The sequence below is a fragment of the Moritella marina ATCC 15381 genome (genome assembly GCF_008931805.1).
GTDB classification, from domain to species: domain Bacteria; phylum Pseudomonadota; class Gammaproteobacteria; order Enterobacterales; family Moritellaceae; genus Moritella; species Moritella marina.
In genome coordinates, this window is sequence record NZ_CP044399.1 from 1923804 (window position 1) to 1939775 (window position 15972).

Here is a 15972-nt window from a genome sequence, read left to right on the forward strand (position 1 = left end):
GTTAAACATCACATTACGATGATATCAACTATATTGTTAAGACATAGCTAGCATCATATTAGCATTAAATATCATATAATCAGCTGAACATCACATTATATGCAATACTAGTAATTCCCAAGAAAATAAAAACAAAAAAGGCCGCTATTAAGCGACCTTTTCATTGTTTACTAAAGCATAAATAACACGTTATTAACGTCTATCAATGGTAATCAGCTTGTAACAAAATAGTTATGCCCAGAATAGCCAAGCAACAAGCGATAATGCAAAGATACAAATAAGATTAAGGTAAATACCCACACGCATCATTTCAGACTGCTTAATATGCCCAGTACTAAATACAATCGCATTCGGTGGCGTAGCAACAGGCAGCATAAAGGCGCAAGATGCAGCGATCGCAATTAACGCCGAGAGAATAATAGGCGACATCCCCAACGCTTCAGCGACACCTGCGAATACCGGAATTAACAACGCAGCACTTGCTGTATTACTCGCAAATTCCGTCAACATAACAACAAATGCAACCACCGTCAGAATAATAATCAACATGCCAGCTTGTGATAACACATCACTTAAGCTTTCAGCTAAGAATACACTTGTGCCCGTTGCTTTCAAGATATTGCTTAAACAAATACCACCACCAAATAACAGCAATACACCCCAGTCAGTGGTTTTTTCAATATCTTTCCAATTAACCACACGTGCAACACCGACCAACACAATCGCCATTAGTGCGACCAAGGTATCGAACTTAGAAAAACCACCGAGCATCGCGTTAATCGGTTTACTGAATATCCATAAAAATACAGTTAATGCAAAGATAGCTAAAGTAACAACTTTACCTTTATCCCATGCAATTGGTTGATGATCTAATTCAAAAATTTCATTGAGGTTTGGTTTCAGTAAAACATATAGCACGCCGACGGTAATCGGTAATAATAGCAGTGTAATTGGTACACCATAAGTCATCCATTCAGTAAAACTCAAATCTAACTGCGCAGCAGCGATCGCATTTGGCGGGCTTCCTACAATAGTGGCAATACCACCAATACTCGCGCAATAAGCGATACCCAATAGTACAAACACATATGTGTTGTGCCCGGTCTTGGTATTGACTTTATTCAGTACGCCCAATACGAGTGGTAACATCATCGCCGTTGTTGCGGTATTACTGATCCACATCGACAGGCCTGCTGTTACACCAAATAGCATAAATACAGCGACATCCATACGACCTTTTGCTAATACCAGTACTTTATCAGCAATGGCTTTATCGAGTTCTTGTCGATGCAATGCAGCAGCTAACGCAAACCCCCCTAAGAACAAAAATATAATCGGATTAGAAAAATTATTCAGCGCCGTCTGAGTATTAAAGATTCCAAATACCACGGCAAGTATAGGCACTATAATAGCCGTGATGCTGACATGTAATGCCTCCGTTAACCACAATATAGCGATAAAACTCAAAATACTTAGCCCCAGGACTACGTCTTTTTCAAACGGTAAAAAATTGTATAACAAAGCAAATAAAATGACGTCTAATATAACAATAATACTGTTTTTATTTGTTAACCACTCCATTGTATTTGTTGGTAGCGGTAAACTTTCATTTTTGTTCATGTGAGCTCCATTCTCGTGTAAAACATATATTTATAAGTACTCCAATAGTGTTATTTTTACACGTGCTGTCATGAAATGGTTATTAACAATGTTAATAATAAGAACTAAAAGGCGAGAAATATTCAATAAAGCGAGTTCACTCACATTTTACATGGTTATTGCTATTTTTTAACCAATGCACAGCAAGTGAAAAACAAATATTCAACATAAGCAACAAGCACAATCACGGTATCAATTATTGATTAGCTTAAGCCCTGGGTAAAACGTCGATGTCGGACTTAAGAACGAGAAACTAGCGGCTTAATGACCAGAGCCATAATAATAAACCATCCTGCAATAATACTAACCACGCCAACCATAATGTACTTTATAGCCCAAGAAACCATTCAAATAACTAATGTTATTAAGTGATTGTAATAAAACATATTGTATATATTAAAGGTCCCTGAAACTGTTTGCCTACGTTGATGAAACAGCCATAAAGTGTTAGTTTAGCTGTATATTTAATTCATATTTATTTTAATGGAAGACTGTCACTTATAATGAGTTTATCTTTATTTCGCCAATTCGCGATCTTTATCACAATACTCAGTTCTTATCCTGTACACGCACTTGATACTGTAAATTTTGATCTGAGATGGAATCATCAATTTCAATTCGCAGGTTACTACGCCGCAATTGAAAAAGGCTATTATCAAGATGAAGATATCAAAGTTAATATACGCGCAGGCTCAGCCCAAAAAGATAATATTGACGAAGTAATCAGTGGCCGAACTGATTTTTCGATAAGTAATAGCGAACTTATTCAGGCACGTTTGCAAGGCAAACCCGTTGTCGCGATATCAGCCTTATTCCAATACTCACCGGAGGTGTTGCTAAGCTTAAAAAGCAGTAACATTCATAATCCTTCAGCGCTAAAAAATAAAATCATTGCAACAAATAGTGGTCAACTCGAGTCCCATTTATTAGCTATGCTAGACATGCAAGACAGCCCCTTGGCAGAACAGCTGACGATAATAAAAAAATCTGACTTTGAACTCGAACCGCTCATTACAGGCAAGGTTGATATGATAACGAGCTACTTAACCAATCAACCTTATACGCTCAGTAAAATGGGCATCGACTACAACATCATGGATCCACAAGCATACGGGATTAACTTCTACAGTGATTTTCTATTCACCAGTGAACAGCTGATCTCTACGAATTATCGTTTAGTCGAACGCTTTCAACGCGCGTCAATACGAGGTTGGCAATACGCATTAGCAAACCCTGATGAAATCATTAACCTCATCTTAGCTAAATACCCGACCACCAAATCCGTTGATGCCCTACGTTATGAAGCGAAAATGATGTCAACAATAATGCGTAACGATCTAGTCGAATTAGGTCACATTAATCCATCACGCATTAACGCAATGGCAAAATCAATCATCGAGTTCAGCGAACAAAATTATGACCTTGCTGCAATGGATGGATTCCTGACATCAACAGAAGATAAAAGTATTCAACAATTCCAGTGGCGATTACGATTTCTGCTGCTATTTTTTATCATTGCCGCCTGTATAATTGGTCTTTATTTTCGTTTACACCACAAGCTCCGTCTGGAAATAAAAGAGCAACGGTTGTTAACACGTCAATTGAAGGCTGCAGTGAATACCGATCCGTTAAGCGGCATATATAATCGTCGTAAATTTGCGAAATGTTACAAACACGAAACAGAGCGCTCACTGCGCTATGGTGGAAAATTCAGTATTGTCATGATTGACATTGATAATTTCAAACAAACCAATGACACTTATGGCCATGAATTTGGTGATGAAGTGATTAAAAAAGTGGCAAGTATTTTAGCTGACGGCGTTCGAGATATAGATACTTGCGCGCGTTATGGTGGCGAGGAATTTATCTTACTCTTACCCAATACTGATGAATATGCTTCTGGTGTTTTAGCTGAACGCTTACGCAAAAAGATCCAACAATGTACTTTTATAGCACAAAATAACGATATCGTGACGATAACCTGTTCATTTGGTGTCGCGCAATTTCAAGGCAATTTAGACTCGACGTCTCGTTTTGTAGTCCAGCAAAGTCAACATGAAGGCACCATTGCCTGTGCAGATAAAGCCTTGTATTTTGCCAAGAAAAATAGCCGAAATCGCGTTTGTTATTGGTCTCATATAACCGAAGTACTTGCTGACACAGCTTAGATAGATATTTCTTTGTATCACTATGACGATTACGTGTTTTAGTGAAAATTGAAATGCCGCGTTGATTATATTTTCTTCTTATGGTGTCGAACATTTACATAAGGTAATAACATTTTGATGAAGTAAGAATAATTCCATAATAAGTGTTAAAACTCTAATTATTCTGTGTAATAATTACGACCTTGTGTATCGCCAAGCATACCCTGCATTATAATTTCCGGTTAAATGAATAAAGGATAGATGGTTTGAATTTAATGTTAATGGAAATGGGGATTCTACTATTTGTTTTCTCAATGATTGTTTTTGCAATTATCAGACAAACAAAGAAAATGATATCAACCAAAAAACGTCAAGTTTTAGCTCAACACTACAAGCGTATCGCCGAGACTGAAATGGTGTTAAAATGTGCGACATCGCTTGCTTTCAATTCCCGCCTTATCATCTTATTGCACGAACGTATTATTTCATCGCTGAAAGCTATTTTAGCTGTTGAACCGAAACAAGAAAAAATTAAACTACACATAAGCCAACATTATAATCTTATATCTACAGCAAAAGTGACTTCCGCGACAGGTCCATTTGTCGAGCCTGCTGATGAACGTATTGCCATTGATTTAGCTCGCAGTATTTCAAGTTTGAAAATAATACTGCGTAGTGAATTAAATAATAACAATATCTCTTTAGAAGACTGCAATGCAGAAGAAGCAAAGTTAGAAAAAATACGCTTAAAATTACGTATCAGCAATTGCTTGATTAAAGCGACAGTGTTTTTTGAACGGGAAAGCTATCACATCAGTATCAAAATGCTAAATGATAATATCGCGTTAATGGAAGCCGTTGATATAAAAGATGAGTTCTTAATTGAAAAACACGAACAAATGATTATATTATTGAATAAATCCACTTACCAATTAGCCGAACTTGAAGCTAAAAATAAGCGACTTGAACAACTCGAACAACCAGAAGCTACTTCAACGCTCGATACGTTATTCGATCAAAAGCAGCGTTGAATATGACATACTCCTGGTTAAGCATGCGGTATCGCTAATTCGATAGTTTATCTAACGATTCCTGCGCTTTTTTATCCGCCTCATCCATTGCAGAATCGGCATCAGCAGCTGTATTATTGTAAGCATCCGTGGCGCTATCTGAAACGGAGTCTATTGTATCTGAGGTTGCCGTTTTCGTACTCTCCCAGGCTTCAGCAGATGCATCCTTGGCATTGTTTGCTATTTCTTTCGTATTATCAACTGTACTATCTACCGCGTCAGCTGTCGCGGAATGTGCAGCATCTAGCATCTCGCCAGCAGCGACTTTAGCATCCCCATACCCCTGCTCTGCTGTACTTTTTTGCTCTGCCGCCTTATCACTACTGTCACATGCGGCAATCAAACCAAAAGCCAATAAGAAAATTGTAAAATTACGAACCATAACATTTACCTCGCATCATTATTACATGAAGTGCCTAATCAGATCTTAAGCAAGCCATTAAGAGCCTAGCAGTAAATAATGCTTCCTACAAAATTGCTATGGGTAATAAAAACAAAAAAGCCCGCCATCTGATTAAGATAACGGGCCTTTTTCACTAATAGGCGAAGCTATTATTTATCTGCACGGCTCATGAATTTATGATCAGTCGTGTTAATTTTAACTTTTTCGCCACTTGCAATGTATTCTGGCACTTGGATAGTTAAACCAGTAGACAAGATGGCAGGCTTAGTACGTGCACTTGCAGAAGCACCTTTGATTGAAGGGTCAGTTTCAACAATAACCATTTCAACAGCAGAAGGCAGTTCGATAGAAACAGGCTTGTCATCAACAATTAATACTTGAAGACCTTGAGTGTCTTCTGTGATGAATAACAATTCATCAGCAATTGTTGCTTTATCTAAGCTATACGGCGTGTAATCTTCTGTATCCATGAATACATATTCATCACCGTCAGCATAAGAGAACATCACTTGGTTACGCGCAAGATCAGCTAGGTTAAGGTTGTCACTATCTTTGAATACTTCATCGATTTTTGAACCAGTCACTACATCGTACATACGCATACGGTAGATACTGCCACCAGCACGGCCTTGTGGAACTGAACGTTCGATATCACGGATGATGTATACGCCGTTATTATATTCAACAGCGGTATTCTTTTTAACGTCACTTGCCTTTGGCATTTTAGGTATTCCTAATTATAAATTGTGTATAGAAAATAGCATAAAGGCCAAATCAGACCAAGTGTTACAACAAGGAAGCGCCGACTTCTTCACCATTTTTATCAACTTTATTGTATTACTAAACAGATATCTTCTTCTACAGGTCCTAAGTCGCTCTTACTCAGGGCTTAAACTGAATTTATGTGAGTATTAACGATCCATCTTATAACTTAGACTATGCTTCACCATCGGCCATTCATGATCGATAATTGAAAACACAACGGTATCACGGTAAAAGCCATCTTTATCTTTTTTATGATTACGCAATACCCCATCTTGCTTTGCCCCTAAACGCGCAATTGCAGCACGTGAGATATGGTTATGCCAATGAGTTCTTAGTTCTGTCGCGATCACATTTAGCGTTTCAAACGCATGCTGCAACAATAGATATTTACATTCTGTATTCACACCTGTTTTTTGATAACGCTTAGCATACCAAGTATAACCAATTTCAACGCGGTCATTTTCCGGTGTCATTTCACATAACCGAGTGGAGCCTATGATGTCACCCGTGGTGTTATCAACCACAGTAAAAGGTAATGCTTTGCCTAACGAATGATCGTTAAGCGCCTTTTCAATGTAACCATTAATCGTGTTTTTACTCGGTACGCTGGTAAACCATAACTCCCAAAGGTTACCATCGGATGCAGCGTGAATAAGTGCGTCGGCATGCTTACGCTGCAGCGGAATGAGCGTCACGTGACAACCCACAAGTTTGGTTTCTTCTAACCAAGTATCATTATCCATATTCAATATTCCCTGCAATTGTTCCACTAGCGATTCACCTTATAAATAAGGTAATACAAGCTACGAATAAACCCGAGATACAAATTATCCCCAAATAGGTACCCACATACATTAACACTAGCCATCTAATTAATATACCTAGCATTTTATAAAAACGCCGATATATAGAAATACTTTTTCAGTATTAATCTATATCATTATTTATGGATTTAGTTTCAGTATTTTGGCGTACTTAAAATGCCATTTACATCGTGAAGGCATTAACTTAAAGTGCTATAACCAGTTCAAATAATAGTTAAACTTGGCTCGCTCTTCTAGGTTATATAATGAAAAGAAATGTAATAAGTAAAAAATGGATGTACTTCCCAATTGTCAGCATGTTGATTTCTACAATCATCGGGTTATTTATCTTCAATTTAACGCTATCAAATTGGATAGAAGAAAAAATAGAGGCGGGTTTAGCAAATGAAATTACGCGCATAACCCATAAACTGCAGGCATCAGACTTGCCTTTTAACGATCTTGAAAAACTCGATATTTACATCAAAACCGACATCGAGCTAAGTCGTCAGAATCACATCACCTTAGTGGCATTTGATGGTACTGTTTTAGCGGACAGTGATATTTCATTAGCTGAAGTCATGGACATTGAAAATCACCTTAATCGTAAAGAAATCGTCGATGCTAAAAATAATGGCCATGGTACAACGACCCGCTTTAGTACCAGTCGCTTTAAAGATTTACTTTACTCAGCAAATGCCTTCTCTTATAAAGGTGAAAACTACATCCTGCGAGTTGCTACGCCGCTAACGCGTATCGAATCAATGGCCGATGAATTAATGGCGATTTTGGCATTGCTAATGACCATTAGTTTAGGCTTGGTGACAGCATCGACCTTACTCAGTAGCAAGTTGATGAATCAACAAGTACAGCATGAAAAAGATCAGCAAGAAAGCTTGATTGAACAACGTACTTTAGAAATTGAATTATTACGTCGCCTGACGAATATGCTAGCGGCTTGTAATTCAATTGATGAAGCACAAATGATTGTCGAAGATATCATTCCGCGTATCTTAGGCGATGTAAATGGTGTTGTATCGCTGATACGTTCGTCTCGAAATCAGCTATTAGTGAAACTAGACTGGGGCGGTGCTTGGCCAGGTAGTAAAACTTATGCACCTGAAGAGTGCTGGGCATTGCGTAAAGGTAAATTCCACCTCGCTAATGATAAATACACCACACTACCGTGTTCGCACATGGCAGAGGTACAAACAGATAGCCCTGAAGCAAGCCAGACACTGTGTATTCCACTTGTCGCACATGGTAATACCATAGGTATGATGCATCTCTTCTCTGGTGATAAAGAGCTAACCGATGAGACACAACAATTAGCGTTTACTGTAGCTGAACATTTAGGTTTGGCCCTTGCTAACTTGAACATTCAAGAGAAACTACGTGAACAGGCAATTAGCGACCCATTAACTGGTCTTTATAACCGTCGCTACTATGAAGAAACAATTAATCAAGAGTTAATGAGAGCAAAACGTAACAAACAAGAGCTGTCATTGTTAATGCTTGATTTAGATCACTTCAAGTTGTTCAATGACAATTATGGCCATGATGCGGGTGATTATGTACTTAAAACCATCGGTTCTCTACTTATTGAATCTATGCGCGGTGAAGATACAATCTGTCGTTTGGGTGGTGAGGAGTTCATCATTATTTTACCTGAAACAGGTATCGAAGCGGCAAGACAAGTTGCAAATGGTTTATGTAAATCAATCAATCAATTACATCTTGCAATGAAAGATTTATCGTTAGGTAAACTGAGCGTATCCATTGGTATTTCAACGTATCCAATTAACGGCATGCAAAAAGACGAGTTAACCAAACTTTCAGACATTGCATTATATGAAGCGAAAGAACGTGGTCGTAATCAATCTTGTCACTACAGCGACTTAATCATCATGGGCGATGAATTAGACCTAGAGACGGTCACACCAACTGAAAAGTTAATCACAAAAAATGATAACGATTTAGAAACGCACGTTATTGATATTTAATTAGGCACTTCACTATAGGGCCTTCGGGCCCTTATATCTCCGATTTATAACTCTCTGCTTCGCTAAGAGCCTCGCTCCCATTACACACATGCCAGCGCTAGTTCCCTGCTAATATTCGCCACTCACATTATCTCACCTCAAATCATCAGTAGACGACACAAGCCTATTTCTCTAGTATGTCTACATTACATAGTATTAACATGTCGAGATGATGGTTAAAGCATTACAACGCGACTGCCAGTTAATTTAATAAGGAATTTATTTATGGGTCAAGCACGGCCGTCTATCTTTTATATCGACTTTCTTCGATTTATTGCGGCTTTTGCTGTGATAGCGATTCACGTATTGGGCCCATTTCGCTTTTTATATGGTGATATTACCAACGCTGATTGGCTAGCGGCAAGTGGTATTAATAGCGTTACGCGCTGGGCTGTGCCTGTATTTATGATGATCACGGGTGCTTTATTAGTATCTACCGAACGCGCCTTTAACTGTGAAGAGTATTTAGTTAAACGCCTATCCAAAGTCGCGGTTCCCTTCATCGGTTGGACATTAATTTATGCTGTCATCGGTGGTTTTTTTGTTAATGACTTAATCACTGGCACCTGGTCTGCTAACGAAACCATGAACATACTCTCGAGCGCGCCGAATGATCCCGTTTGGTATCATTTGTGGTTCTTCTATGACTTCATTCCCTTGTATTTTGTGATCCCTTTTCTGATTCCATTATTAAAAAAAGCGACACCAGAGTTAATCAAACTACTCATCGTCACTTGGATGGTACTATTTTCGATGAAATGGTTGAAGGTCGACAGCTTTTTGCAAGAAAACTTGATTCTGTATACTGGTTATTTAATTCTAGGTTGGTATCTGTTTAATCGAGACAATCGCCCACAGTTAAAATCTTGGGTAATTGCAGGTGTTAGCATGCTAGTATTTAATTTCTTCGGTACTTGGCAGTTAGCAGTAGACACAGGTAAATACAGCAGTTTATTTATGGGTTATAAAACCCTGAATACTGTATTAATTGGCGGCATGCTGTTTGTATTAGCACAGACTTATGCCGATAAGATCCAAGGTAAGTTAAGAGCCTTTGTCTTGGTTGTGTCAAAATACAGCTTAGGGATTTACCTACTACATCCATTACTATTAATTCCGGTACGAGAACTAGAAAACGGTTTTTATAGCGCCTTTGGCAGTAACTGGTTGGCGATCCCGCTCATCACTGTCATCACGCTAGTGCTCTCGCTAATGTGTACCATGATGCTAGTTAAAATCCCGGTGATTAACCGCCTCGTTCCCTAAATCACTTAGAGCTTAAGCGATATAGCGATACTTGTTGATAAGGAATGAACGTTTGCCAATTGAATATATTTTAGGTATAGCGTCGTTCCTTACCTCAATTATCGCAGGTGTGTTGGGATTTGGTGGCGGTATGTTATTAATCGCCCTACTCCCATTATATTTGCACCCGAGTACCATCATTCCTATCCATGGTATTACCCAGTTAGCGAGTAATTCATCTCGCATGCTGTTTTCCATTACTGACGTACAATGGTCGCTGCTGCCGAAGTTCCTTGTTGGCTCTTTACTCGGCATCGTATTATTTGGCCTATTACTGGCGAATATACCGAGTACTTATATCCCAGTGGCCATTGGCCTCTATATCCTGTTGAACCTATGGAGTTCGCGCTTTTCGAGCTTCATCAAACGATATGAGAACTATTATATCATTGGCTTATTGCAAACAGGTTTAGGCCTTATCGTGGGGGCTACAGGACCAATAGCAACGAGTGTATTAACCAAAGAGCTCACTTGCAAAAATCAGATCATCGCCACCAGCTCGATGTTCATGAGCATTAGCCATGTGGCGAAAATTTTAGTCTTTGGTTTCATCGGATTTTCGTTCTTTGAACACCTAAGTTTACTGATTTATATGGTACTAGGTTCAATTATTGGTTCATTCGTGGGCACCAAGTTACGTAGTCTTGCAAGCAATGACCACTTATTATTCATCATCAAGCTATTACTGAGTCTGCTCGCTATAAAGATGATTGCAGCAGTGATCACTGAATACTATTAATCACTGAATACTATTAATCACTGAATACTATGAATCACTGACTATTTATCAGCTCTGGTAGCTCATCCATCGTATTGAACGTAATAACGGATGGAAAGGCGCATGTTTGATTAAAACGATTATAAAACAATGTCTGCATACCGGCTTTATAGCCCGCTTCAACACCAACCAAACCATCCTCAATAACGATGCAATCTTTACTATCAAAACCCATGTCTTTTGCAGCAAAGGTATAAATGGCAGGATCTGGTTTCCAAATACCAATATCGTACGCGCTGTAGATATTAGAACCAAAATAGTGAGTTAAACCACACAACGCGAGTGCTTGTTTTATTTTGTCTGCTGGTCCATTCGACACCACAGCTTTAGGCCCTGGAAGTAAATCTAACGCGGCTTTAATTCCTGCGATTGGTTGTAACTCTGAATCAAATAGCCCTGCGACGACAGAGCGGTATTCGGCAACGAAGTCACTCGGTAATGTCACACCGAACTCTGCAGACAATTGTTCAAATACAGCCGCGAGTTCCCAACCACGGTACTTCATCATCAGCTGTTCTGCATCTAGTTTGATACCCAGCTCATCAAATTTAATCACAATGCCCAAGTTACACAGCTTTTCGCTGTCCACTAGCGTACCGTCACAATCAAATAGCAAACATTGTTCCATCATATCCCCTTATTTAACGTACCGAATTTACTTATCAGTTACTATTTTACTTATCATCATGTGAAAAAGTATAAATACCTATCGTTAATTTTAGTCTCGAATATAAAATAAAATCTAATACCAATCACTTTCATAGTAGAATGCCTAAAAGCTAAAACCGTGATAACAAGGGATAAACAGTGATTGGAAAACATAAATTAGAGTTAGATACGCCGTGTCTAGTTATCGATAAGAGCAAGCTGATTAATAACATCGAGATGATGCAAAAATTTGCAGTATCAAAATCGAAACATGTACGTCCACATGCCAAAACGCATAAGTGTGTAGAGATATGTCAGCTGCAACTTGATGCGGGTAGCATAGGCATATCCATTACCAAGCCAGTTGAAGCCTATGAACTTGCCAAAGCTAAGATTCGTCACCTGCTTATCACCTCGCCGATTGTCACCAAACATAAATTGGCCACCTTGGCTAAGATCTTAAAATTAGCACCAGAAACAATGATCGTCGTTGATTCTAAAGCGAACCTAGCGCAGTTAGATGAATTAGGTAACGAGCTTAACCTGAGTATTAACCTTCTCGTTGATATTGACGCGGGTATCGGCCGTACTGGCGCATCTTTTGATACTGCGTTTGACTTAGCCATTGCAGTCCACCAGCATAACCAAACAACGCTAAAAGGTATTCAATGCTACGCAGGGCATTTCCAACACATTCTTGGACATGACGAAAGACAACAAGCTTCAGCAGCGCTATTGAATAAAGCCGGAAAACTAAAACAAGACATAGAACAGGCAACTGGGCTAATTAATCTGATCCAATCAGGCTCGGGTACTGGCACCTATGAAATCGACAGTGATATAACCTCTGTAACCGAAATACAGCCAGGTTCATACACGGTGATGGATAAGGAATATTTCGATATTGAATATAGTGTCAGTAATAGCGCTGGCCATTTCCAACCTGCAATGACGTTACTCACCAGCGTTATCAGTGCAAACCATAGTACGCATGTCACGGTCGATGCTGGCACCAAAGCATTATATAAAGAAGCTACTCATCCACAAATAATAAGCCATGAAAACCTTAACTATGAATGGCATTATTTTGGTGACGAGCACGGCAAAGTATCAGGAGATAGCTTACCGAGTGTCGGTGCTGTTATTGAAATGATCGTACCGCACTGTGACCCTACCATTAACTTACATGACAAGTTCTATGTGGTTGAAGATGATATTGTTGTCGCGGTTTGGGATATCGCATTACGTGGGAAACTGGCATAGCGATTAATTGATTCAGCCTTGATATTCATCACAGGCTGAATCTAACGTCTACATTATGCGGCAGTGCTTACAGCAAGCTACTTCTATAAAGCTTATGCTTCCATCGCCATCGCAGCCATTTTCATTATGCTTTCAAACGATTCTGCACCAGCAATAAACAAACCATTGTGGCAGAACAGCGCATCATCAAGCCCTGTTTCGTCTTTAAACGCTTGCTCAGACAAACCAGCCCATGGTTTTGGCAGTGATTTACGGTCTTCAAATGAACCTAACTCAACAGGCACAGCTTGAATAGTCCATTTTCCTGACTGAGATGGGTAAACCATAAATAACGCTTCTGGTGCTAAGTTTAATACCGATGTTTTCCATGGTGTGTATTGCGCTAATACAATCACTTTTGGATCAGCAGCATTCTCAATCGCTTGAGCCACGATGTCTTTCGCATTAATACCGCCAGCAGCAGATGCTATGAATCGAGTTAATAGACGTGATGCAAAGGCAACAGCTTCATCAAAGCATGCATCCAGGTCGCTATCTTCTTCCCAAGTAGGATTGAACATTGAAATAGTCTGGCTAAGGCTAATACCTTGAGCGACACCTTCAACATAGCCACAATCAACCGCGTCAATCGTAGACACTAAACCAGCGTCAACAGCATCGGCTATTTCTTGATTGCCTTGACATAATTCCAAGCCATATTTCTGCCAAATCAAACCAAATGAAGAAAAAGGAATGCCGTTTTCACGCTGACCAGCACCACCACGTTGATGATGATCAAAACGACCGGTATCAGGATCATATTTACCACCGACATCGATCACAATATCAGCTTGACCAATAACTTCTAAATCACGCGTACGGACAAGATTAAAAGCCGGAAAAATGTGCTTAAGTGCAGCGATACTAAAAACATCATCTGCATGAAATTTACCGTTGTGCGTTGCTATCGTTATGTCATTCATTGTTTTGTGTCATTTTAGAAATAATATGTCGATTCTATACGAAGACAGCGAACAAAAGTAGCTGATTTTTAATAACTGAAGTATCAGTAATACATCAAATAATGCATAAATCCATGTATAAAAAAGTATAAGAAAGGTATGTAACTTGTATAAACCATCGATAAAACAAGTTCCTCATCAAGAGATTACGTACCGGGGTTAAAATACTAAACTTAGTAAAATAAATACTACAATTTCCATTATCTATTTAGTAGAGCATTATTGTTACAGCATTTATAGGTTTGTAGGGACTAACTTACTTTCCGGTTATTAAGATTTTAGGCGCTAATTCATGTATAGTACCGCCAAGTGACTATTTCCAATGTGAATAGTAGCGTGCAGAGTCAATAAATAAATAGGGCCTGCCATTACGCTTATCCCGCACATTAAAATAATAATCACCATTCCCCCCCTCAAGGAGATCTATGTTAGACCCAGTGTTTTATCAATTTTCAATAAGTACAACGCTCATACTCTTAATTGGCTTTTACGGCCTCACATTTCTCTTCTCTACCCTAGCCGCCAAAAAATCAGACAGTGTCGATGGCTATATGGTCGCCAACGGTGCAGTCGGATGCGGCATAGCAGCAGCAAGCATGACAGCAACCTGGATTTGGGCAGCTTCTTTTTACGGCGCGGCAAGTTCAGGCTACCAATACGGATTATCCGGTTCTTTACACTACGGATTCTGGGGCGCGTTGATGATTTTATTCATCTATCCCTACGGCCAGCGTTTTCGTGAACTAGCACCTAGAGCACGAACTTTAGCCGAAATAATGCAAGCACGACACGGTACCTCAAGCCAGCTTATCTTAGCGATTTCAAACTTAGTTGGCAGTATTATCAGCCTGATGGTTAACTTCACCGCCGCAGGTGCACTCGTATCAGTATTAACACCTTTGTCTTTCGAAACCGGCGTATTAATCGCGGGTGTGGGTGTTTTATCTTATACTTTATGGTCTGGTTTTAGAGCATCGATCTTAACCGATTTCGCACAAGTTGTTGCCATGATGGTCGTGGCGATTGTATTGATCCCTTGGATCTATTTCAGCATGGGTGGTGCAGATGCACTGTCTCAAGGCTTCAATATAATCACCGCTGAACAAGCAGACTTTTTCTCGACCAAAGCTATGTTGGAACAAGGCGCACCTTTCTTTGTTGCAGTGCTCGCCTACGGTATTGGTAATCAAACCATTGCGCAGCGCCTATTTGCAGTGCGCCAAGACTTGATCAAATCATCATTTATTACCGCTACGCTCGGTTATGGCTCAATTGTTATCGGTTTAGGTATGTTAGGTATGATGGCACTGCTTATGGGCATGACTCCACATGATGGCGACCTGAACAACCTTATCCCACAAGTAGCTTCTGCTTACTTACCACCGATTGCGATTGGTATGCTGTTTATCTTGGTGATTGGGTCGTTGTCATCAACTGCCGATTCAGATTTATCAGCATTGTCTGCGATTGTGATGACGGATATCTACGCGAAGAACTTAGCGAAAGGCAAAGTAGACAACAAGAAGATGTTGTTACTGGGTCGTTTAACCATGATCATCGCGACAGCGCTTGGCTTAATTCTAGCAAGTTTCTCACTGGATATTCTGGTAATGCTAGTATTTGTCGGGGCACTATGGGGAACATTAGTATTCCCTGTTATCGCTAGTTGCTATTGGGACAGAGTCACCAACCGCGCTTTCTTAAGTGCTGTACTGGGTGGTTTGATTCTATTCTGTTTAGTTCGTTTCGAATGGATCGCATTGATTGGCGCTTGGGCATCGAGTCTAGAGTTCATTGCGGCTGTTGGTGGTGGTACTGTGATTGGCTTAATGTTCTTTGGCTTTACAAATCGTAACGTCGCGCTTATCGCAGGCTCGATTGTTGGTGTGCTATGTACTTACTACTTCCACGATTTCTTACGTGACTATACGGTATTACTTGGTTCACTGGTTGCCTATGGTGCAAGTACGATGATTTGTACTGCGATCAGTTTAGCAAGTAACGAACGTTTTGATTTTGCGTTGATTCATGAACGCGTTCAACATTTTGATGATTAATTATCATTTAATCATTAACAGCTAGGAGCAC

13 protein-coding genes are annotated in these 15972 nt (G+C 39.6%); 7 read left to right on the plus strand and 6 right to left on the minus strand.

Going from position 1 to position 15972, the window contains the following annotated elements; genetic code table 11:
• Window positions 1-231 precede the first annotated feature (231 nt).
• Window positions 232-1620, minus strand: a complete 1389-nt coding sequence (locus FR932_RS08625) for an SLC13 family permease (RefSeq protein ID WP_019441125.1) — start codon at window positions 1618-1620, stop codon at window positions 232-234.
• A gap of 542 nt (window positions 1621-2162) precedes the next feature.
• On the opposite strand from FR932_RS08625, the gene FR932_RS08630 reads away from it, so the two are divergent.
• A complete protein-coding gene (locus FR932_RS08630; RefSeq protein WP_019441126.1) occupies window positions 2163-3827 on the plus strand; it encodes a GGDEF domain-containing protein in 1665 nt (554 codons plus the stop codon).
• 254 nt (window positions 3828-4081) lie between these two features.
• Window positions 4082-4837 (plus strand): hypothetical protein, encoded by a 756-nt coding sequence (locus FR932_RS08635; RefSeq protein WP_019441127.1) that lies wholly within the window; start codon window positions 4082-4084, stop codon window positions 4835-4837.
• Window positions 4838-4871: 34 nt separating this feature from the next.
• On the opposite strand, the gene FR932_RS08640 is transcribed toward FR932_RS08635, so the two are convergent.
• From FR932_RS08640 to FR932_RS08650, 3 genes are all read right to left on the minus strand, one after another.
• Entirely contained in the window at window positions 4872-5258 is a 387-nt protein-coding gene (locus tag FR932_RS08640) for a hypothetical protein (RefSeq protein ID WP_019441128.1), read from the minus strand.
• Between the two features lie 170 nt (window positions 5259-5428).
• The gene (gene efpL / locus FR932_RS08645) at window positions 5429-6001 is read right to left on the minus strand and encodes an elongation factor P-like protein EfpL (protein ID WP_019441129.1); all 573 of its coding nucleotides are present in this window, start codon (window positions 5999-6001) and stop codon (window positions 5429-5431) included.
• A 189-nt stretch (window positions 6002-6190) separates the two neighbouring features.
• Complete coding sequence (locus FR932_RS08650; protein WP_019441130.1) at window positions 6191-6787, minus strand: GNAT family N-acetyltransferase; 597 nt, start codon at window positions 6785-6787, stop codon at window positions 6191-6193.
• Window positions 6788-7113: 326 nt separating this feature from the next.
• Between FR932_RS08650 and FR932_RS08655 the strand changes: the two genes are divergently transcribed.
• The 3 genes from FR932_RS08655 (at window position 7114) to FR932_RS08665 (ending at window position 10933) form a co-directional block, all read left to right on the plus strand.
• On the plus strand, window positions 7114-8850 hold the full coding sequence (locus FR932_RS08655) for a sensor domain-containing diguanylate cyclase (RefSeq protein WP_019441131.1): 1737 nt from the start codon (window positions 7114-7116) through the stop codon (window positions 8848-8850).
• Window positions 8851-9114: 264 nt separating this feature from the next.
• Window positions 9115-10155, plus strand: a complete 1041-nt coding sequence (locus FR932_RS08660) for an acyltransferase (RefSeq protein ID WP_019441132.1) — start codon at window positions 9115-9117, stop codon at window positions 10153-10155.
• A gap of 52 nt (window positions 10156-10207) precedes the next feature.
• Window positions 10208-10933, plus strand: coding sequence for a sulfite exporter TauE/SafE family protein (locus FR932_RS08665; RefSeq protein WP_019441133.1), 726 nt, complete (start codon window positions 10208-10210; stop codon window positions 10931-10933).
• 34 nt (window positions 10934-10967) lie between these two features.
• Here the strand turns inward: FR932_RS08665 and FR932_RS08670 are convergent, their stop codons facing one another.
• A complete protein-coding gene (locus tag FR932_RS08670; protein ID WP_240532389.1) occupies window positions 10968-11603 on the minus strand; it encodes an HAD-IA family hydrolase in 636 nt (211 codons plus the stop codon).
• Window positions 11604-11779: 176 nt separating this feature from the next.
• Between FR932_RS08670 and FR932_RS08675 the strand changes: the two genes are divergently transcribed.
• Window positions 11780-12883: a DSD1 family PLP-dependent enzyme gene (locus FR932_RS08675; RefSeq protein WP_019441135.1), complete on the plus strand. Its 1104-nt coding sequence runs from the start codon at window positions 11780-11782 to the stop codon at window positions 12881-12883.
• A 92-nt stretch (window positions 12884-12975) separates the two neighbouring features.
• Here the strand turns inward: FR932_RS08675 and FR932_RS08680 are convergent, their stop codons facing one another.
• Window positions 12976-13845, minus strand: a complete 870-nt coding sequence (locus FR932_RS08680) for an MYG1 family protein (protein WP_019441136.1) — start codon at window positions 13843-13845, stop codon at window positions 12976-12978.
• Window positions 13846-14309: 464 nt separating this feature from the next.
• Here FR932_RS08680 and FR932_RS08685 point away from each other — a divergent pair, with 464 nt between their 5' ends.
• Window positions 14310-15941: a sodium:solute symporter family protein gene (locus tag FR932_RS08685; RefSeq protein ID WP_019441137.1), complete on the plus strand. Its 1632-nt coding sequence runs from the start codon at window positions 14310-14312 to the stop codon at window positions 15939-15941.
• Window positions 15942-15972 lie beyond the last annotated feature (31 nt).

Excerpts from the sequence above, each read along its gene's own strand:
- efpL (WP_019441129.1), bottom strand. The coding sequence starts at position 6,001 with ATGCCAAAGGCAAGTGACGTTAAAAAGAATACCGCTGTTGAATATAAT.
- FR932_RS08630 (WP_019441126.1), top strand. The coding sequence starts at position 2,163 with ATGAGTTTATCTTTATTTCGCCAATTCGCGATCTTTATCACAATACTC.
- FR932_RS08680 (WP_019441136.1), bottom strand. The coding sequence starts at position 13,845 with ATGAATGACATAACGATAGCAACGCACAACGGTAAATTTCATGCAGAT.
- FR932_RS08670 (WP_240532389.1), bottom strand. The coding sequence starts at position 11,603 with ATGATGGAACAATGTTTGCTATTTGATTGTGACGGTACGCTAGTGGAC.
- FR932_RS08635 (WP_019441127.1), top strand. The coding sequence starts at position 4,082 with ATGTTAATGGAAATGGGGATTCTACTATTTGTTTTCTCAATGATTGTT.
- FR932_RS08685 (WP_019441137.1), top strand. The coding sequence starts at position 14,310 with ATGTTAGACCCAGTGTTTTATCAATTTTCAATAAGTACAACGCTCATA.
- FR932_RS08660 (WP_019441132.1), top strand. The coding sequence starts at position 9,115 with ATGGGTCAAGCACGGCCGTCTATCTTTTATATCGACTTTCTTCGATTT.
- FR932_RS08655 (WP_019441131.1), top strand. The coding sequence starts at position 7,114 with ATGAAAAGAAATGTAATAAGTAAAAAATGGATGTACTTCCCAATTGTC.
- FR932_RS08625 (WP_019441125.1), bottom strand. The coding sequence starts at position 1,620 with ATGAACAAAAATGAAAGTTTACCGCTACCAACAAATACAATGGAGTGG.
- FR932_RS08650 (WP_019441130.1), bottom strand. The coding sequence starts at position 6,787 with ATGGATAATGATACTTGGTTAGAAGAAACCAAACTTGTGGGTTGTCAC.
- FR932_RS08640 (WP_019441128.1), bottom strand. The coding sequence starts at position 5,258 with ATGGTTCGTAATTTTACAATTTTCTTATTGGCTTTTGGTTTGATTGCC.